This window comes from Pseudomonas sp. GW822-FHT03F08, from assembly GCF_058801265.1.
Genome location: NZ_JBXANC010000001.1, coordinates 456,871 through 474,218 on the forward strand (window position 1 = coordinate 456,871; position 17,348 = coordinate 474,218).

Here is a 17,348-nt window from a genome sequence, read left to right on the forward strand (position 1 = left end):
CCCTAGCCGCCAATCGGAACGATCCTACGTGAGCTTCAGACAGCCCCTACTCGCTCTGCTGTTACTCGCCTCGTTCCTTGGCGGTTGCGCGACCCTCGACGTACCGCGCGAGCCGAGTCAGGCATTGCCGGCCTCGGCATCGAGTTTCGGCCGCTCGATCCAGGCCCAGGCGGCGCCGTACAAAGGCCAGTCCGGATTCCGCCTGCTGTCCAACAGCACCGAAGCCTTCACCGCTCGCGCCGAGTTGATCCGCAACGCCCAGAGCAGCCTCGACCTGCAGTACTACATCGTCCACGACGGCATCAGTACGCGAATGCTGGTGGAAGAAGTGCTCAAGGCTGCCGACCGTGGTGTGCGGGTGCGCATTCTGCTGGACGACACCACCAGCGACGGCCTCGACCTGATCATCGCCACGCTGGCGGCGCATCCGAACATCCAGATCCGTCTGTTCAACCCCCTGAACCTGGGGCGCAGCACCGGCGTGACCCGTGCGGCCGGGCGGCTGTTCAACTTGTCACTGCAACATCGGCGGATGCACAACAAGCTGTGGCTGGCGGACAACAGCGCCGCCATCGTCGGCGGCCGCAATCTGGGTGACGAGTACTTCGATGCCGAGCCGAACCTAAACTTCACCGACATCGATATGCTCAGCGTCGGGCCGGTCGCCGAGCAGCTCGGGCACAGTTTCGACCAGTACTGGAACAGCGCCCTGAGCAAACCGATCGACGAGTTCCTCTCCAGCAAACCCTCGGCCAAAGACCTGCAGAACACCCGCACGCGCCTGGAAGAATCCCTCGAGGAAACCCGCAAGCAGAACCACGCGCTGTACCAACAGTTGATGACCTTCACCACCCACCCGCGCATGGACATCTGGCGCCGGGAACTGATCTGGGCCTGGAACCAGGCGTTGTGGGATGCACCGAGCAAGGTGCTGGCGGACGGCAAGCCTGATCCACAACTGCTGCTGACCACGCAACTGGCACCGGAACTGCGGGGCGTCAGCAAAGAACTGATGATGATTTCCGCCTACTTCGTACCGGGACAGCCGGGGCTGGTTTACCTGACCGGCCGCGCCGATGCGGGGGTGGCGGTGAGCCTGCTGACCAACTCGCTGGAAGCCACCGACGTGCCGGCGGTGCACGGCGGTTACGCACCCTATCGCAAAGCGTTGCTGGAACATGGCGTGAAGCTGTACGAGCTGCGGCGCCAGCCTGGGGATAAGTTCGGCAGCGGCCCGCACCTGTTTTACAGCAAGTCGTTTCGCGGCTCGGATTCCAGCCTGCACAGCAAGGCGATGATCTTCGACGGGAAAAAAGCGTTCATCGGCTCGTTCAATTTCGACCCGCGCTCGGTACTGTGGAACACCGAAGTCGGGGTACTGGTGGACAGTCCCGAACTGGCTGCCCGCGTTCGGGAACTGGCCTTGCAGGGCATGGCGCCGGCGCTGAGTTACGAGGCAAAACTTCAGGACGGGAAAGTCGTCTGGGTCACCGAGGACAACGGCCAGATGCACACGTTGACCAAGGAACCCGGCAGCTGGTGGCGGCGGTTCAATGCGTGGTTCAGCACCACGGTGGGGCTGGAGCGGATGCTGTAGTAGCCCGCTCCAGCCGGATCATCAGGCCGGCTCCGGCACCTTGCCGAACGCCCCTTGCCGCGACAGCAGAATCACCAGACCGAACGCCCCGGCCGCCATGAACCACGGCAACGCGTGCCCGCTGATCCATTGACTGCCCGCCCCCGCCGCCAACGGCCCGATCAGGCAACCGACACCCCACAGTTGCGCGACATGCGCATTGGCCCGCACCAGCGCGTCGTCGCGGTAGCGCTCGCCGATCAGGATCAGCGACAGGGTGAACAAGCCACCGGCACTGGCGCCGAACAGCACCCACAGCGGCCAGATCAGCAAGGTGTCGATCAGCATCGGGATCGCCAGACTCGACAGCATCAGCACCACGGCGCAACCGGTGAACAAGGTCCGCCGCGACAGATAGTCGGCCAGCGCACCGATCGGCAATTGCAGCAGCGCATCGCCGACCACCACGGTGCTGACCATCGCCAGCGCGATTTCCGCCGTGAAGCCCTGTTGTAGGCAGTACACCGGCAACAGGGTCAGAATCATCGCCTCGAATGCGGCGAACAGCGACACCGCCCAGGCAATCGCCGGCAGCTCACGACTGAAGCCCCACAGATCGCCGAAGGTCACGCTGCTGGCCTCGCTGCTCGGTGCACCGCTGCGCCCCAGCAGCAGAAGCGGCGCAGCGATCAAAAGGCCGACACCCGCCCAGAAGCCGTAATCATGCTCGGTGCCGAGCGCACCCAGCAGTAACGGGCCAGACAGTTGGCTCAATGCATAACTGCTGCCATACAGCGCCACCAATCGCCCGCGCCACTGCTCGACCACCAGTTGATTGATCCAGCTCTCGCCGAGGATGAACACGATCGTCAGGATTACCCCGATCATCAGCCGCAGTACCAGCCAGATCGGATAACTCGGCAACAATGCCAGCAGGCCGATGGACAATGCCCCGCCCCACAGGCACAGGCGCATCAGGTTCGCCGTACCGAAGCGCGCCGCCAGATGACTTGAAACCTTAGCCCCCAGCAACACACCGATGGCCGGCATCGCCGCCATCACGCCGATGGCGAACGAACCATAACCCCAGCCCTCCAGACGCAACGACACCAGCGGCATGCTGACACCCAAGGCCAGGCCAACACTCAAGACAGACGCCAACACGGCGAAATACGTCGCCCAACGCATGGTCCACGCTCCTGTGGATAATTTTTATGTGCACCACAAAACACTGTGGGAGCGAGCTCGCTCGCGATAACGGTTTCACATTCAGCAGATGTGCTGACTGATACACCGCTTTCGCGAGCAAGCTCGCTCCCACAGGGATCTTTGTATCGTTCGGGAGCCTGCCGGAGCAGACTCCCTCAACGGTTTACAGCTTGATCCAGGTCGCCTTCAGCTCGGTGTATTTGTCGAACGCGTGCAGCGACTTGTCACGGCCGTTGCCCGACTGCTTGAAGCCGCCAAACGGTGCGGTCATGTCGCCGCCATCGTACTGATTGACCCACACGCTGCCGGCACGCAGTGCCTTGGCGGTCAGGTGAGCCTTGGAGATGTCCTGAGTCCACACCGCTGCCGCCAGGCCGTAAGGCGTGTCGTTGGCGATGTTGATCGCTTCCTCGGCCGTGTCGAAGGCGATGACCGACAGCACCGGGCCGAAGATCTCTTCCTGAGCGATCTTCATCGCGTTGCTCACGCCGTCGAAAATCGTTGGCTCGACGTAAGTGCCACCGGTTTCCTGAAGGATGCGCTTGCCGCCGGCCACCAGTTTGGCGCCGTCGGTGTGGCCCGACTCGATGTAGGACAGCACGGTGTTCATCTGCTGGGTGTCGACCAGCGCACCGACGTTGGTGGCCGGATCCAGCGGGTTACCTGGCTTCCAGGCTTTCAGCGCCTCGATCACCATCGGCAGGAATTTGTCCTTGATCGAACGCTCGACCAGCAGACGCGAACCGGCGGTGCAGACTTCGCCCTGGTTGAAGGCGATGGCGCTGGCAGCGGACTCGGCCGCAGCCTGCAGGTCCGGCGCATCGGCAAACACGATGTTCGGGCTCTTGCCGCCAGCTTCCAGCCAGACGCGTTTCATGTTCGATTCGCCGGAATAGATCATCAGTTGCTTGGCGATCTTGGTCGAACCGGTGAACACCAGCGTGTCGACGTCATTGTGCAGCGCCAAGGCTTTGCCGACGGTGTGGCCGTAGCCTGGCAGCACGTTCAGCACGCCTTTCGGAATGCCGGCCTCGACCGCCAGTTCGGCGATGCGGATGGCGGTCAGCGGGGATTTTTCCGACGGTTTGAGGATCACCGAGTTACCGGTCGACAGCGCCGGGCCGAGTTTCCAGCAGGCCATCATCAGCGGGAAGTTCCACGGCACGATGGCGCCAACCACGCCCACTGGCTCGCGGGTTACCAGACCCAGTTGGTCGTGCGGAGTCGCGGCGACTTCGTCGTAGATCTTGTCGATCGCTTCACCGCTCCAGCTCAGCGCTTGCGCCGCGCCCGGAACGTCGATGTACAGCGAATCGCTGATCGGCTTGCCCATGTCGAGGGTTTCGAGCAGGGCCAGCTCTTCGGCGTGCTGTTTCAGCAGGCCGGCGAAACGGATCATGGTGGCTTTGCGTTTGGTCGGTGCCAGGCGCGACCAGACGCCGGAATTGAAGGTGGCGCGAGCGTTTTCCACGGCGCGCTGGGCATCGGCGGCGTCACAGCTGGCAATCTTGCCCAGCAGACGGCCATCGACCGGGCTGATGCACTCGAAGGTCTCGCCGGAGACGGCATCGGTGTACTCGCCATTAAGGTAGGCGCGGCCTTCGATCTTCAGGTCGCGGGCGCGTTGTTCCCAGTCGGCACGAGTCAGGGTGGTCATTCGAGTGTCCTCCTCTTGTTGAATACGAGCGCCGCGCGATCTTCGCCGACGTCCTCAGGAATTCTGCCCGGCCAGCCTGTTTTCGGCCCAAGGCACCCGCCACCCTAAACCAGCGGCCGGGGTTGTTTCAATATATTTGACATAAGGCGGTTATACAGCCTTGCGGCGTTCAATTTAATCAACATAGACTTTGGCCCCTTCAAGCCACCGCGCCGTCATCACGGGAGAAAACAACAATGAACATCCAGAACGTCGTCGACATCAGCCTGACCATGGACCAGGCCGAACGCTACCGCCCGGACCCGGCAAAAGTCCTCAAGGGCGATCCCGAACAAGCGGTGTTCAATCAATACGACAGCCCTTGCGGGCAAATGGGCGTCGGCGTGTGGGAAGGTGCAGTCGGGCAATGGACAGTGAATTACACCGAGCATGAATACTGCGAAATCCTGCAAGGCGTTTCGGTGCTACGTGACGGCGAAGGCAATGCCAAAACCCTGCGTGTCGGTGACCGCTTCGTGATTCCGGCCGGCTTCCGTGGCACCTGGGAAGTGCTGGAGGCGTGCCGCAAGGTCTATGTGATCTTCGAACAGAAGGCCTGAGGCCTTTCATCAGGCAACAAAAAAGGCCCGTATCGTGAGATACGGGCCTTTTTCGTAAGTCGGGAAAAATCAATTACTTGATTTTGCCTTCCTTGTAGATCACGTGCTTGCGAACAACCGGATCATATTTCTTGATCTCGATTTTGTCCGGGGTAGTACGCTTGTTCTTGTCGGTAGTGTAGAAGTGACCAGTACCGGCGCTCGAGATCAAACGAATCAATTCACGCATGATTAGCTCCCTTAAACCTTGCCGTCGCGACGCAGCTCGGCCAGCACAACGCTGATGCCACGCTTGTCGATGATACGCATGCCTTTGGCGGAAACGCGCAGGCGTACGAAACGTTTCTCTTCTTCAACCCAGAAGCGGTGATGCTGCAGGTTCGGCAGGAAACGACGACGGGTTTTGTTGTTTGCGTGGGAAATGTTGTTCCCAGTCACCGGACCCTTACCGGTAACTTGACATACTCTAGACATGCCTCAGCCCTCTAAAACCACATGCCCAACCCGGCATGGGTTGGCCGCTTAATCTCTAGTCATTGTGGCGCCAGGCGCCGCGATTCTTTAGAGGTCTTACCGGCTACACCTACAAGCGAAGGAACCGGGCCCCTAGAAAAGAGCGCTGCTTTATACCAGAAAGACCACGGAGCAACAACTTTCCGTGTGCAAAGAATGGCTAAAAAGCCGCTTTTTCCGCCCGCAAGCGGCTTGGGCAAAGGCTGGCGGCAATTTTTACCATTCGTCGAAGAAAACCGATCATACCCGCAATCGAGACTTTTCCTGCCGCCACTTCCGATAAATCCTCAGCCGCACAGCCCCGAAAATGCAAAAAGGGGATAGTCATTTGCAATCGCGACCACTAGGGTAGGCCTTTTCCAGACTGCACTTGCAGATGGGCCTTCGATCTGTAAAGGAAGCCGACCATGCGCCTCGCTGCCCTCCCCCTGCTGCTCGCCCCGCTATTGCTGAGCCCCCTGGCCCATGCCGCCGCCCTGAGCGTGTGCACCGAGGCCAGCCCCGAAGGGTTCGACGTGGTGCAATACAACTCGCTGACCACCACCAACGCTTCGGCCGACGTGCTGATGAATCGCCTGGTGGACTTCGATACCGCCAGCGGCAAGGTGGTCCCGAGCCTGGCCGATAGCTGGGAAGTCAGCACCGATGGCCTGAGCTATGTGTTCAAACTGCACCCGCAGGTGAAGTTTCACACCACCGACTACTTCAAGCCGACCCGCGAGCTGACTGCCGAAGACGTCAAATTCAGCTTCGACCGCATGCTCGACCCGGCCAACCCGTGGCACAAGGTCGCCCAGAGCGGCTTCCCGCACGCCCAGTCGATGCAGTTGCCGAGCCTGATCAAGAAGATCGACGCACTGGATCCGCTGACCGTGCGCTTCACCCTCGACCACCCGGACTCGACATTCCTCGCGACCCTGAGCATGGGTTTCGCCTCGATCTATTCCGCCGAATACGCCGACAAACTGCTGAAGGCCGGCGCGACCGACAAGCTCAACAGCCAACCGGTCGGCACCGGCCCGTTCGTCTTTACCCGATTCCAGAAAGACGCGTCGATCCGCTACAAGGCCAACCCGGACTACTTCGGCGGCAAGCCTGCGGTGGATCCGTTGATCTTCGCCATTACCCCGGACGCCAACGTGCGCCTGCAAAAGCTGCGGCGTAACGAGTGCCAGATTGCCCTGTCGCCAAAGCCTCTGGACGTACAGGCCGCGAAGGAAGAACCGACGCTGAAAGTCGAAAAGACTGACGCGTTCATGACCGCATTCGTCGGCATCAACAGCCAGCATCCGCCACTGGACAAGCCGGAAGTGCGTCAGGCGATCAACCTCGCCTTCGACAAGGCCAACTACCTCAAGGCTGTGTTCGAAGACACCGCCGAAGCCGCCAACGGCCCGTACCCGCCAAACACTTGGAGCTACGCCAAGAACCTGCCGGGCTACCCGCACGACGTGGAAAAGGCCAAGGCGTTGCTGGCCAAGGCCGGATTGAAGGAAGGCTTCCAGACCACCATCTGGACGCGCCCCTCCGGCAGCCTGCTCAACCCGAACCCGAGCCTGGGTGCACAACTGCTGCAATCGGACCTGGCGGAAATCGGCATTCAGGCGGAAATCCGCGTGATCGAATGGGGTGAGCTGATCCGTCGCGCCAAGGCTGGCGAACATGACCTGCTGTTCATGGGCTGGGCCGGCGACAACGGCGACCCGGACAACTTCCTCACGCCGCAGTTTTCCTGCGCGGCAGTGAAGTCCGGCACCAACTTCGCCCGCTACTGCAACGCCGATCTGGACAAGCTGATCAGCGCCGGCAAGACCACCAGCGAACAAGGTGTTCGCACCAAGCTCTACGAACAGGCGCAGGCGCAGATTCAGCAGCAGGCATTGTGGCTGCCGCTGGCACATCCGACGGCCTATGCGCTGACGCGTAAAGACGTGCAGGGTTACTCGGTGAGCCCGTTCGGGCGGCAGGATTACTCCAAGGTCACCCTCAAGTAATCCGCCCCGGCTTGCAGCGACTGCAGTCGCTGCGAGCTACATCCAGCCACACTCCGCCATCGACAACGGCTCTCCATCTCCGACGATGAAGTGATCGAGCACTCGCACATCAATCAGCTCAAGCGCTTTCTGCAATCGCTTGGTCAATAATCGATCAGCCTGACTGGGATCCGTGTTTCCCGACGGGTGGTTGTGGCACAGGATCACGGCTGCCGCATTGTTCGCCAGCGCACGCTTCACCACTTCCCTGGGATGTACGGCGGTGTTGTCGATGGAGCCCCGAAACAGCGGTTCGAAGGTCAGCACTTGGTGTTTTGAGTCCAGAAACAGGCAACCGAACACCTCGTGTGGCTCGTGGCGCAGCATGGCTTTGAGGTAGTCGCGTACGACCTGTGGATTTTCCAGCGTCGGTTTCTGGCGCATGCGCTCGGCCAGATGCCGCCGGGCCATCTCCAGCACCGCCTGCAATTGAGCAAATTTCGCCGGCCCCAGCCCCAATTGCTCGCTGAACGCCCCGAGATCTGCCTCCAGCAACGCACGAAGGCTGCCGAACTGATTCAACAAGTGTCGCGCCAGATCCACCGCGCTTTTCCCGGATACGCCGGTGCGTAAAAAAATCGCCAGCAATTCGGCATCGGAAAGACTTCCCGAACCCTGTTCAAGCAGCTTCTCCCGCGGCCTTTCCGCCGCCGGCCAATCGCGAATACTCATACACATTCCTTGTCTGTGGGCGCCGCTGTTCCGTAGCGGTCGCTGTGATATCGTAGCCCATCTTTTTTGCGGGCGAATTCACCCTGGGGAGGGGGTTTCGCCACGTATGTCACCAACGAAATGAAAGGCAGACCTATGCAGCGGCTGTATCGGAAACGCATCGTTCTGGGCGTCGGCGGCGGTATCGCTGCCTACAAGAGCGCTGACCTAGTTCGCCGCCTGATCGATCAGGGCGCCGAAGTGCGCGTGGTCATGACCCGTGGCGGCAGCGAATTCATCACCCCGCTGACCATGCAGGCGCTGTCCGGCCACCCGGTTCACCTGGATTTGCTCGACCCGGCCGCCGAAGCGGCGATGGGCCACATCGAACTGGCCAAATGGGCCGATATGGTGCTGATCGCCCCGGCCACCGCCGACCTGCTGGCCCGTCTGGCCCAAGGCATTGCCAACGATCTGCTGACCACGCTGGTGCTGGCCACCGACGCCATCGTCGCTGTCGCTCCGGCCATGAACCAGGCCATGTGGCGCGATCCGGCGACCCAGGCCAACCTGCAACTCCTTGAAAGCCGTGGCCTGAAGACCTTCGGCCCGGCCTCCGGTAGCCAGGCCTGCGGCGACGTCGGCATGGGCCGCATGATGGAAGCCACCGACCTGGCCCAGCTCGCGGCAGACTGCTTCCAGCGTCAGGCACTGACCGGCAAACACGTGGTGATCACCGCCGGCCCGACCCAGGAAAACATCGACCCGGTGCGCTACATCACCAACCACAGCTCCGGCAAAATGGGCTTCGCCCTGGCGGAAGCGGCGGTGGAAGCCGGCGCCCGTGTGACCCTGATCAGCGGCCCGGTGCATTTGCCGACGCCGGATCGTGTCACCCGGATCGACGTGGTCAGCGCCCGCGACATGCTCGCCGCGTGTGAAGCCGCGATCCCTTGTGACATCTTCATCGCCTCGGCGGCGGTCGCGGACTACCGTCCGGAAGTCGTCGCCCCGCAAAAATTAAAGAAAGATCCTACGAGCGGTGACGGCTTCGTCCTGCAAATGGTGCGCAACCCGGACATCCTGGCCACCATCGCGACCCGTCCCGACCGTCCGTTCAGTGTCGGCTTCGCCGCCGAGACCGAACACCTGCTCGACTACGCTGCACGCAAGCTGAAGGACAAGAATCTCGATCTGATCGTCGCCAACGACGTCGCCAACCCGAGTATCGGCTTCAACAGCGAAGAAAACGCCTGCAGCGTCATCGACCGTGCGCTGCACGCCACGGTTTTCGCCCAGACCAGCAAGAGCAAGATCGCTCGCCAACTGGTCACTTTTATCGCCGAACGTCTGAACCAGGTTTAATTTACATGCACGCTTTGCAAGCCAAGATCCTCGACCCACGCATCGGTACCGAATTCCCGCTGCCGCAATACGCCACACCAGGCTCCGCCGGCCTCGACCTGCGCGCCATGCTGCAAGAGGAAATCGTGATCAAGCCGGGTGAAACCGTGCTGATCCCTACCGGTCTGTCGGTGTACATCGGCGACCCGAACCTTGCCGCGCTGATCCTGCCGCGCTCGGGCATGGGCCATAAGCACGGCATCGTGCTGGGCAATCTGGTCGGTCTGATCGACTCCGATTACCAGGGCCCGCTGATGGTCTCCTGCTGGAACCGTGGCCAGACCGAATTCACCATGCCGGTCGGCGAGCGTCTGGCGCAACTGGTGTTGGTGCCGGTGGTGCAGGCGCACTTCGAAATGGTTGAAGAGTTCGTCGAAACCGAGCGCGGCGCTGGCGGTTTCGGCCACTCCGGCACCAAGTGATCGGCTAGAAATCTGTCGTGGCGAGGGCGTGTTTTTCGCCACGAATTTCAAAATGTCATCTGCAAGGTTTAGCACCGAAAATCAAGGCATTGGCAGGCCAAAGCCACGCCGGACAAGGCGTCATGGCCCTTTCACACCACGAACTCTCTGTGAAAACCGCCGTCATACCCTTCAGTTTGAGCCAGCCGCCGAGATGATTCGTCGGCGTGTCCCGCCACTTTCGAGATGGAGCATTTCCGCAGATGAGCACCCCCGCCCAAGTCGCCCCGAAGCTTCCCGACAGCATCTTCCGCGCCTATGACATTCGCGGCACCGTGCCGGAATTCCTCAATGCCGAAACCGCCTACTGGATCGGCCGCGCCATTGGCTCCCAGAGCCTGGCCCAGGGTGAACCCAACGTGTCCGTTGGCCGTGACGGCCGCCTGTCCGGTCCCGAACTGGTTGCCGCGCTGATTCGCGGCATCGCCGAAAGCGGCTGTCACGTCAGCGACGTCGGCCTGGTGCCGACCCCGGCGCTGTATTACGCCGCCAACGTGCTGGCCGGCAAATCCGGCGTGATGCTTACCGGCAGCCACAATCCGTCGAACTACAACGGCTTCAAGATCGTGATCGCCGGCGACACCCTCGCCAACGAACAGATCCAGGTTCTGCACGAGCGTATCAAGACCGGCAACCTGAGCAGCGGCCAGGGCAGCGTGACCCAGGTCGAGATCCTCGACCGCTACACCACCGAAATCGTCCAGGACATCAAACTGGCCCGGCGCCTGAAAGTCGTGGTCGACTGCGGCAACGGCGCGGCCGGCGTGATCGCCCCGCAACTGATCGAAGCGCTGAACTGCGAAGTCATCCCGCTGTTCTGCGAAGTCGACGGCAACTTCCCGAACCACCACCCGGACCCGGGCAAGCCTGAAAACCTTGTCGACCTGATCGCCAAGGTCAAGGAAACCAAGGCTGACATCGGCCTGGCCTTCGACGGTGACGGCGACCGCGTCGGCGTGGTGACCAACACCGGCACCATCGTCTTCCCGGACCGTCTGCTGATGCTGTTTGCCCGCGACGTGCTGGCCCGCAACCCGGGCGCGGAAATCATCTTCGACGTCAAATGCACCCGTCGCCTGATCCCGCTGATCAAGGAATATGGCGGCCAGTCGCTAATGTGGAAGACCGGTCACTCGTTGATCAAAAAGAAAATGAAACAGTCCGGCGCGTTGTTGGCCGGTGAAATGAGCGGGCACATCTTCTTCAAGGAACGCTGGTTCGGTTTCGACGACGGCATTTACAGCGCCGCACGGCTGCTGGAAATCCTCAGCAAGGAAAAATCCGACGCGGAAACGCTGTTCGCGACCTTCCCGAACGATATTTCCACGCCGGAAATCAATATCCATGTGACCGAAGAGAGCAAATTCAGCATCATTGATGCACTGCACGATGCGCAGTGGGGTCCAGGCGCCGACCTGACCACCATTGACGGCGTGCGGGTCGATTACGCCAAAGGCTGGGGCCTGGTGCGCGCCTCCAACACCACACCGGTGCTGGTGCTGCGCTTCGAGGCCGATGACGAGGCTGAATTGCAGCGCATCCAGGCTGTGTTCCATGCCCAACTGAAACGCGTTGCACCTGATCTCCAACTACCGTTCTGATTTCTGATTCACCCGGAGCCCTGAATGACCCTCGAACGCGAAGCCGCCGCCCACACCGCCCAGGTCCTGTCCGAAGCGCTGCCTTACATCCGACGTTATGTCGGCAAGACCCTGGTGATCAAATACGGCGGCAACGCGATGGAAAGCGAGGAGCTGAAAACCGGCTTCGCCCGCGACATCGTCTTGATGAAAGCCGTGGGGATCAACCCGGTCGTGGTTCACGGCGGCGGCCCGCAGATCGGTGATCTGCTCAAGCGCCTGTCGATCGAAAGCCACTTTGTCGACGGCATGCGCGTGACCGACGCGGCGACCATGGACGTGGTGGAAATGGTCCTCGGGGGGCAGGTCAACAAAAGCATCGTCAACCTGATCAACCGTCACGGCGGCAGCGCCATCGGCCTGACCGGTAAAGATGCGGGGCTGATTCGTGCGAAAAAGCTCACCGTCACCCGCCAGACCCCGGAGATGACTCAGCCGGAAATCATCGACATCGGCCAGGTGGGCGAAGTCGTCGGGATCAACACCGAACTGCTGAACCTGCTGGTCAAAGGCAACTTCATCCCGGTGATCGCGCCGATCGGCGTGGGTGAGAACGGCGAGTCGTACAACATCAACGCTGACCTGGTGGCCGGTAAAGTCGCCGAAGCGCTGAAAGCCGAGAAGCTGATGCTGCTGACCAACATCGCCGGCCTGATGGACAAGTCGGGCACCGTGCTGACCGGCCTGAGCACCCAACAGGTCGACGACCTGATCGCCGACGGCACCATCTACGGCGGTATGCTGCCGAAGATCCGCTGTGCACTGGAAGCGGTTCAGGGCGGCGTGGGCAGCTCGCTGATCATCGACGGCCGCGTGCCGAACGCGATCCTGCTGGAAATCTTCACCGACACCGGTGTGGGCACGCTGATCAGCAATCGCAAGCGTCCGTAAGCGGTAGCGCAAACAAAAAGACCCCGCTCAGCCAGGCTGAGCGGGGTCTTTTTTTGCCCGGAAGAAGCGATCAGACGCCGAACTGGGCGCGATAGGCTTCAACGGCTGGCAGGTGTTGCTTGAGCTGCGGGTCGTCAGCCAGGAATTCCAGCACCTGGTTCAGCGACACGATGCTGATGACCGGGATGCCGAAATCACGTTCGACTTCCTGAATGGCCGACAGCTCACCGTTGCCGCGCTCCTGACGGTTCAGGGCGATCAGCACGCCGGCAGCCTTGGCGCCGTCCTGGGAAGCGATGATCTGCATCACTTCACGGATCGCGGTGCCGGCGGTGATCACGTCGTCGATGATCAGCACTTCACCGGTCAGCGGTGCGCCGACCAGGCTGCCGCCTTCGCCGTGGGCCTTGGCTTCCTTGCGGTTGAAGCACCATGGCAAATCGCGGTTATGGTGCTCGGCCAGCGCCACGGCAGTGGTTGCCGCCAGCGGGATGCCTTTGTAGGCCGGGCCAAACAGCACGTCGAACGGAATTCCGCTCTCGGCGATGGCTGCGGCGTAGAAACGACCCAGCTGCGCCAGCGCGGAGCCCGAGTTGAACAGGCCGGCATTGAAGAAGTAAGGACTGGTGCGCCCGGACTTCAGGGTGAACTCACCGAAGCGCAAAACGCCGCGATCGATGGCAAAACGAATGAAATCGCGCTGATACGCTTGCATGAAAAAAACCCCAAATACCACGGATTTAGCTAATTAGCTTGACGCCGTGTATCATACACGCACGCGATTTTTGGGGCCATTTATGCGGATCATCAGTGTGAACGTCAATGGTATTCAGGCTGCAGTCGAGCGAGGTTTGCTCAGTTGGCTGCAGGCACAGAATGCCGACGTCATCTGCCTGCAGGACACCCGTGCCTCCGCCTTTGAACTGGACGACCCAGCCTTCCAACTGGATGGCTACTTCCTTTATGCCTGCGACGCAGAAGTTCCCGCCCAAGGTGGCGTGGCTTTGTACTCGCGGTTGCAACCGAAGGCTGTCATCAGCGGTCTCGGTTTCGAGACGGCCGACCGCTACGGGCGCTACCTGCAAGCAGATTTCGACAAAGTCAGTATTGCCACCTTGCTGCTTCCTTCGGGGATGAACGGCGATGAGGACTTGAACCAGAAGTTCAAGCTCATGGACGACTTCGGCAAGTACCTGGACAAACAGCGGCGCAAACGTCGCGAGTACATTTATTGTGGCTCGCTGTACGTCGCGCAGCAGAAGCTCGACATCAAGAACTGGCGCGACAGCCAGCAATCCCCGGGCTTCCTGGCGCCAGAACGCGCCTGGATGGACGAGATTGTCGGCAACATGGGCTACGTAGATGCCCTGCGCGAAGTCAGCCGCGAAGGCGACCAGTACAGCTGGTGGCCGGACAACGAACAGGCCGAGATGCTGAATCTGGGCTGGCGCTTCGACTACCAGATCCTGACTCCGGGCCTGCGGCGCTTCGTGCGCAGTGCACGCCTTCCGCGTCAGCCACGGTTCTCGCAGCACGCGCCGCTGATCGTCGACTACGACTGGACGCTGACCATCTAAGCGTCGATTCGTGGATGCAAAAAAGCCGACATCGCTGTCGGCTTTTTTGTGGGCGCTGATTTTTGCTTTTATGCAGGAGACTCGAGTTGATCGTTATTTGAGCAATCGCCAGGTGAACGGATAGCGGTAAGGGAATCCGTTGTTAGCCTTCACCCCAGCAATAATCGGCAGCACAAACGAGCAAATGACCACCGGGATAATCAGCAGATACCCAATAAGCACTACCGTCAGCCCCACGCCAATGAGCGTAGCAATGGTCATCGTGATCTGAAAATTCAGCGCTTCCTTACCCTGCGCATCAATAAACGAGTCCTTCTCACGCTTCATCTGCCAGAGGATCAGCGGCCCGATCAAACTGCCAAATGGAAACCAGATCCCCAGCAAGCCGGACAAGTGACAGAACATCGCCCATTGGCGAACCTCCTGGCTCGGCTTGGGCAGTAACTCTTGCTCATCACTCATCGCGTCTTCCTTGTGGGTACGAACCGTCTCAGTCGGCCAGTGCGGCCGTTTGCAGTTCGAAGATCTCGTTCATGCCTTTCTTGGCCAGCTCCAGCATCGCGTTCAGCTCTTCAGGCTGGAACGGCGCGCCTTCGGCGGTGCCCTGCACTTCGATGAAACCACCGGTGCTGGTCATGACCACGTTGAGGTCGGTCTCGGCGGCGGAATCTTCAAGATAGTCCAGGTCCAGTACCGGCTCGCCCTGGTACATGCCCACGGAGACAGCGCCGATCATTTGCTTGAGCGGGTCGCCGCCCTTCAGGCCGCCGCGCTTCTTGATCACTTTCAAGGCATCGACCAGTGCAACCATCGCGCCGGTGATCGACGCGGTACGGGTGCCGCCGTCAGCCTGGATCACGTCGCAATCGACGTACAGGGTGACGTCGCCCAGCTTGGACATGTCCAGCGCGGCGCGCAGGGAACGGCCGATCAGACGCTGGATTTCCAGGGTGCGGCCGCCCTGCTTGCCACGGCTCGCTTCACGCTGGTTACGCTCGCCGGTGGCGCGCGGCAGCATGCCGTACTCGGCGGTCAGCCAGCCCTGGCCCTGGCCTTTCAGGAAACGCGGTACGCCGTTTTCGACGCTGACGGTGCAGATGACTTTGGTATCACCGAATTCGACCAGTACCGATCCTTCGGCGTGCTTGGTGTAGTTGCGGGTAATGCGGATCGAGCGGAGCTGATCGGCAGCGCGACCACTTGGACGTTTCATAGGAGATACCTGTACTGGGGACGGAAAACTGCGGAGCATTATAGAGCTGCGCACCGCGCCTGGGCACTGCTTAAAAATTCCGGCCGTCGATCAAGGGCCCTGAAACGCACTTCGCCGACGGCCTGCAGCCCTTTGTCACACCGTGTGTTTGGGCGCATCTGCCGCACTGCGCTACAATCCTGCGCCTTTGCTGCCAGTCGGCTTAAATTCATTGATATCGAGCTGCGGAGCTTCAATCCGCGCCGATCTGTATCGCGAGGTCACCGCCATGGTGCACAGCATGACCGCCTTCGCCCGCGTCGAGAAAGCCGGCGTTCAGGGCACCCTGAGCTGGGAACTGCGCTCGGTCAACAGCCGCTACCTGGAACCCCATCTGCGCCTGCCGGAGTCGTTCCGCGACCTCGAAGGCGCCGTCCGCGAAGCCCTGCGCCAGGGCCTGTCGCGCGGCAAACTGGAATGCACCCTGCGTTTTACCGAAGAAAGCACCGGCAAGCCGCTGCAAGTGGACCGCGAGCGCGCTGCGCAACTGGTCGCTGCCGCTGAAACCGTCGCCGGCCTGATCAAGAACCCGGCCGCGCTGAACCCGCTGGAAGTGCTGGCCTGGCCCGGCGTACTGGTCGCCGACGCCACCGACCCGCAGGCGTTGAACGCCGAGGCGCTGGCCCTGTTCAATCAAGGCCTGAAAGATCTCAAGGCCGGGCGCGAGCGCGAAGGCGGGGAGCTGGCACGCCTGATCAACGATCGCCTGACTTCCATCGAGGAAGATGTGGTGACCCTGCGCGAACTGGTTCCGCAGATGCTCGCCACCCAGCGCCAGAAAATCCTCGACCGCTTCGCCGACATGAAGGCCGAGATGGACCCGCAGCGCCTGGAACAGGAAATGGTCATGCTCGCGCAAAAGAGCGACGTGGCTGAAGAACTGGATCGCCTGAGCACCCACATCATCGAAGTTCGCCGGGTGCTGAAATCCGGCGGTGCCGCCGGTCGGCGCCTGGACTTCCTGATGCAGGAACTCAACCGCGAAGCCAACACACTGGGCTCCAAGGCCTTCGACCCGCGCAGCACCCAGGCGGCGGTCAACCTCAAGGTGTTGATCGAGCAGATGCGCGAACAAGTGCAGAATATTGAGTAAGGCTACCCCGACATGACCCACAGCACCGGCACCCTGTACATCATTTCCGCCCCTTCGGGCGCGGGCAAGAGCAGTCTGGTCAAGGCCCTGACCGACGCCAACCCGGAAATCCGCGTCTCGATTTCCCACACCACCCGCGCCATGCGCCCGGGCGAAGTGGACGGCGTGAACTATCACTTCGTAACCCGCGAAGAGTTCGTGAAGATGGGCGAGCACGGCGATTTCCTGGAACGCGCCGAAGTCTTCGGCAACTTCTACGGCACCTCGCAAAGCCGACTGCAGCAGACCCTGGACGAAGGCCACGACCTGATTCTGGAAATCGACTGGCAAGGCGCCGAGCAAGTGCGCAAGCTGATGCCGCAGGCCCGTTCGATCTTCATCCTGCCGCCATCGCTGCAGGCCCTGCACCAGCGCCTGACCAACCGCGGCCAGGACAGCGACGAGATCATCGACGGCCGGATGCGTGAAGCGGTCAGCGAGATGAGCCACTACGTCGAGTACGACTACTTGATCATCAACGACGATTTCGCCCACGCGCTGGACGATCTGAAAGCGATTTTCCGCGCCAATCAGCTGCAACAGAAACGCCAACAAGTGCGTTTCGGCAAATTGCTGGCTGAATTGCTGGGCTGAAACAGCACTTCCCAAAACCGCTGCAAGGGCTTTACATTGGTGCTTGCAGCGCGTTGAAGAGTCTGGTCAAAAAATCAGCGCTTCCCTAATCGCTGGTGATTTTTTAAACTGTTGAGTCCGCTCGCCCAACCGGGCAGCGCGCATATTGCATTCGCTCCG

At 61.0% G+C, this 17,348-nt stretch carries 17 protein-coding genes and 1 pseudogene; 10 read left to right on the forward strand and 8 right to left on the reverse strand.

The window, feature by feature from the left end:
- The first annotated feature begins 28 nt into the window (after window positions 1-28).
- Window positions 29-1,597: a phospholipase D family protein gene (locus AC1RME_RS02155; protein WP_493090347.1), complete on the forward strand. Its 1,569-nt coding sequence runs from the start codon at window positions 29-31 to the stop codon at window positions 1,595-1,597.
- Window positions 1,598-1,618: 21 nt separating this feature from the next.
- Here the strand turns inward: AC1RME_RS02155 and AC1RME_RS02160 are convergent, their stop codons facing one another.
- Together AC1RME_RS02160 and AC1RME_RS02165 are read right to left on the reverse strand one after the other, a co-directional pair.
- The gene (locus AC1RME_RS02160) at window positions 1,619-2,764 is read right to left on the reverse strand and encodes an MFS transporter (RefSeq protein WP_096817292.1); all 1,146 of its coding nucleotides are present in this window, start codon (window positions 2,762-2,764) and stop codon (window positions 1,619-1,621) included.
- Window positions 2,765-2,948: 184 nt separating this feature from the next.
- On the reverse strand, window positions 2,949-4,442 hold the full coding sequence (locus AC1RME_RS02165; RefSeq protein WP_085708877.1) for an aldehyde dehydrogenase: 1,494 nt from the start codon (window positions 4,440-4,442) through the stop codon (window positions 2,949-2,951).
- A 236-nt stretch (window positions 4,443-4,678) separates the two neighbouring features.
- Here AC1RME_RS02165 and AC1RME_RS02170 point away from each other — a divergent pair, with 236 nt between their 5' ends.
- Entirely contained in the window at window positions 4,679-5,041 is a 363-nt protein-coding gene (locus AC1RME_RS02170; protein ID WP_085708876.1) for a cupin domain-containing protein, read from the forward strand.
- Between the two features lie 73 nt (window positions 5,042-5,114).
- On the opposite strand, the gene rpmG is transcribed toward AC1RME_RS02170, so the two are convergent.
- Window positions 5,115-5,270: a 50S ribosomal protein L33 gene (gene rpmG / locus AC1RME_RS02175; RefSeq protein ID WP_003177274.1), complete on the reverse strand. Its 156-nt coding sequence runs from the start codon at window positions 5,268-5,270 to the stop codon at window positions 5,115-5,117.
- An 11-nt stretch (window positions 5,271-5,281) separates the two neighbouring features.
- Entirely contained in the window at window positions 5,282-5,515 is a 234-nt protein-coding gene (gene rpmB / locus AC1RME_RS02180; protein WP_003177273.1) for a 50S ribosomal protein L28, read from the reverse strand.
- Window positions 5,516-5,961: 446 nt separating this feature from the next.
- Here rpmB and AC1RME_RS02185 point away from each other — a divergent pair, with 446 nt between their 5' ends.
- The gene (locus AC1RME_RS02185) at window positions 5,962-7,548 is read left to right on the forward strand and encodes an ABC transporter substrate-binding protein (protein ID WP_493090349.1); all 1,587 of its coding nucleotides are present in this window, start codon (window positions 5,962-5,964) and stop codon (window positions 7,546-7,548) included.
- A 36-nt stretch (window positions 7,549-7,584) separates the two neighbouring features.
- Here AC1RME_RS02185 and radC read toward each other — a convergent pair whose 3' ends face one another.
- Window positions 7,585-8,259 (reverse strand): RadC family protein, encoded by a 675-nt coding sequence (gene radC / locus AC1RME_RS02190; protein ID WP_096817287.1) that lies wholly within the window; start codon window positions 8,257-8,259, stop codon window positions 7,585-7,587.
- A gap of 135 nt (window positions 8,260-8,394) precedes the next feature.
- On the opposite strand from radC, the gene coaBC reads away from it, so the two are divergent.
- The 4 genes and pseudogenes from coaBC (at window position 8,395) to argB (ending at window position 12,634) form a co-directional block, all read left to right on the forward strand.
- Complete coding sequence (gene coaBC / locus AC1RME_RS02195) at window positions 8,395-9,603, forward strand: bifunctional phosphopantothenoylcysteine decarboxylase/phosphopantothenate--cysteine ligase CoaBC (RefSeq protein ID WP_096817285.1); 1,209 nt, start codon at window positions 8,395-8,397, stop codon at window positions 9,601-9,603.
- Window positions 9,604-9,608: 5 nt separating this feature from the next.
- A complete protein-coding gene (gene dut, locus AC1RME_RS02200; RefSeq protein ID WP_096817283.1) occupies window positions 9,609-10,064 on the forward strand; it encodes a dUTP diphosphatase in 456 nt (151 codons plus the stop codon).
- 236 nt (window positions 10,065-10,300) lie between these two features.
- Window positions 10,301-11,704 (forward strand): annotated as a pseudogene (locus tag AC1RME_RS02205) (phosphomannomutase/phosphoglucomutase); the annotation flags it as partial.
- A 24-nt stretch (window positions 11,705-11,728) separates the two neighbouring features.
- Window positions 11,729-12,634 (forward strand): acetylglutamate kinase, encoded by a 906-nt coding sequence (argB, locus tag AC1RME_RS02210; RefSeq protein ID WP_003229488.1) that lies wholly within the window; start codon window positions 11,729-11,731, stop codon window positions 12,632-12,634.
- A 70-nt stretch (window positions 12,635-12,704) separates the two neighbouring features.
- On the opposite strand, the gene pyrE is transcribed toward argB, so the two are convergent.
- Window positions 12,705-13,349, reverse strand: a complete 645-nt coding sequence (pyrE, locus tag AC1RME_RS02215; protein WP_007954442.1) for an orotate phosphoribosyltransferase — start codon at window positions 13,347-13,349, stop codon at window positions 12,705-12,707.
- Between the two features lie 82 nt (window positions 13,350-13,431).
- On the opposite strand from pyrE, the gene crc reads away from it, so the two are divergent.
- Entirely contained in the window at window positions 13,432-14,211 is a 780-nt protein-coding gene (crc, locus tag AC1RME_RS02220; RefSeq protein WP_007920349.1) for a catabolite repression control protein Crc, read from the forward strand.
- A 93-nt stretch (window positions 14,212-14,304) separates the two neighbouring features.
- Here the strand turns inward: crc and AC1RME_RS02225 are convergent, their stop codons facing one another.
- Together AC1RME_RS02225 and rph are read right to left on the reverse strand one after the other, a co-directional pair.
- A complete protein-coding gene (locus AC1RME_RS02225; protein WP_096817279.1) occupies window positions 14,305-14,673 on the reverse strand; it encodes a DUF4870 domain-containing protein in 369 nt (122 codons plus the stop codon).
- 28 nt (window positions 14,674-14,701) lie between these two features.
- Window positions 14,702-15,424: a ribonuclease PH gene (rph, locus tag AC1RME_RS02230; protein ID WP_085731379.1), complete on the reverse strand. Its 723-nt coding sequence runs from the start codon at window positions 15,422-15,424 to the stop codon at window positions 14,702-14,704.
- Between the two features lie 268 nt (window positions 15,425-15,692).
- Here rph and AC1RME_RS02235 point away from each other — a divergent pair, with 268 nt between their 5' ends.
- Together AC1RME_RS02235 and gmk are read left to right on the forward strand one after the other, a co-directional pair.
- Complete coding sequence (locus AC1RME_RS02235; RefSeq protein WP_096817277.1) at window positions 15,693-16,556, forward strand: YicC/YloC family endoribonuclease; 864 nt, start codon at window positions 15,693-15,695, stop codon at window positions 16,554-16,556.
- Window positions 16,557-16,568: 12 nt separating this feature from the next.
- Complete coding sequence (gene gmk / locus AC1RME_RS02240) at window positions 16,569-17,189, forward strand: guanylate kinase (protein ID WP_003229498.1); 621 nt, start codon at window positions 16,569-16,571, stop codon at window positions 17,187-17,189.
- Window positions 17,190-17,348 lie beyond the last annotated feature (159 nt).

Excerpts from the sequence above, each read along its gene's own strand:
- dut (WP_096817283.1), top strand. The coding sequence starts at position 9,609 with ATGCACGCTTTGCAAGCCAAGATCCTCGACCCACGCATCGGTACCGAA.
- argB (WP_003229488.1), top strand. The coding sequence starts at position 11,729 with ATGACCCTCGAACGCGAAGCCGCCGCCCACACCGCCCAGGTCCTGTCC.
- gmk (WP_003229498.1), top strand. The coding sequence starts at position 16,569 with ATGACCCACAGCACCGGCACCCTGTACATCATTTCCGCCCCTTCGGGC.
- rph (WP_085731379.1), bottom strand. The coding sequence starts at position 15,424 with ATGAAACGTCCAAGTGGTCGCGCTGCCGATCAGCTCCGCTCGATCCGC.
- crc (WP_007920349.1), top strand. The coding sequence starts at position 13,432 with ATGCGGATCATCAGTGTGAACGTCAATGGTATTCAGGCTGCAGTCGAG.
- AC1RME_RS02160 (WP_096817292.1), bottom strand. The coding sequence starts at position 2,764 with ATGCGTTGGGCGACGTATTTCGCCGTGTTGGCGTCTGTCTTGAGTGTT.
- rpmG (WP_003177274.1), bottom strand. The coding sequence starts at position 5,270 with ATGCGTGAATTGATTCGTTTGATCTCGAGCGCCGGTACTGGTCACTTC.
- radC (WP_096817287.1), bottom strand. The coding sequence starts at position 8,259 with ATGAGTATTCGCGATTGGCCGGCGGCGGAAAGGCCGCGGGAGAAGCTG.
- AC1RME_RS02165 (WP_085708877.1), bottom strand. The coding sequence starts at position 4,442 with ATGACCACCCTGACTCGTGCCGACTGGGAACAACGCGCCCGCGACCTG.
- AC1RME_RS02170 (WP_085708876.1), top strand. The coding sequence starts at position 4,679 with ATGAACATCCAGAACGTCGTCGACATCAGCCTGACCATGGACCAGGCC.
- AC1RME_RS02235 (WP_096817277.1), top strand. The coding sequence starts at position 15,693 with ATGGTGCACAGCATGACCGCCTTCGCCCGCGTCGAGAAAGCCGGCGTT.
- AC1RME_RS02225 (WP_096817279.1), bottom strand. The coding sequence starts at position 14,673 with ATGAGTGATGAGCAAGAGTTACTGCCCAAGCCGAGCCAGGAGGTTCGC.
- pyrE (WP_007954442.1), bottom strand. The coding sequence starts at position 13,349 with ATGCAAGCGTATCAGCGCGATTTCATTCGTTTTGCCATCGATCGCGGC.
- AC1RME_RS02185 (WP_493090349.1), top strand. The coding sequence starts at position 5,962 with ATGCGCCTCGCTGCCCTCCCCCTGCTGCTCGCCCCGCTATTGCTGAGC.
- rpmB (WP_003177273.1), bottom strand. The coding sequence starts at position 5,515 with ATGTCTAGAGTATGTCAAGTTACCGGTAAGGGTCCGGTGACTGGGAAC.
- coaBC (WP_096817285.1), top strand. The coding sequence starts at position 8,395 with ATGCAGCGGCTGTATCGGAAACGCATCGTTCTGGGCGTCGGCGGCGGT.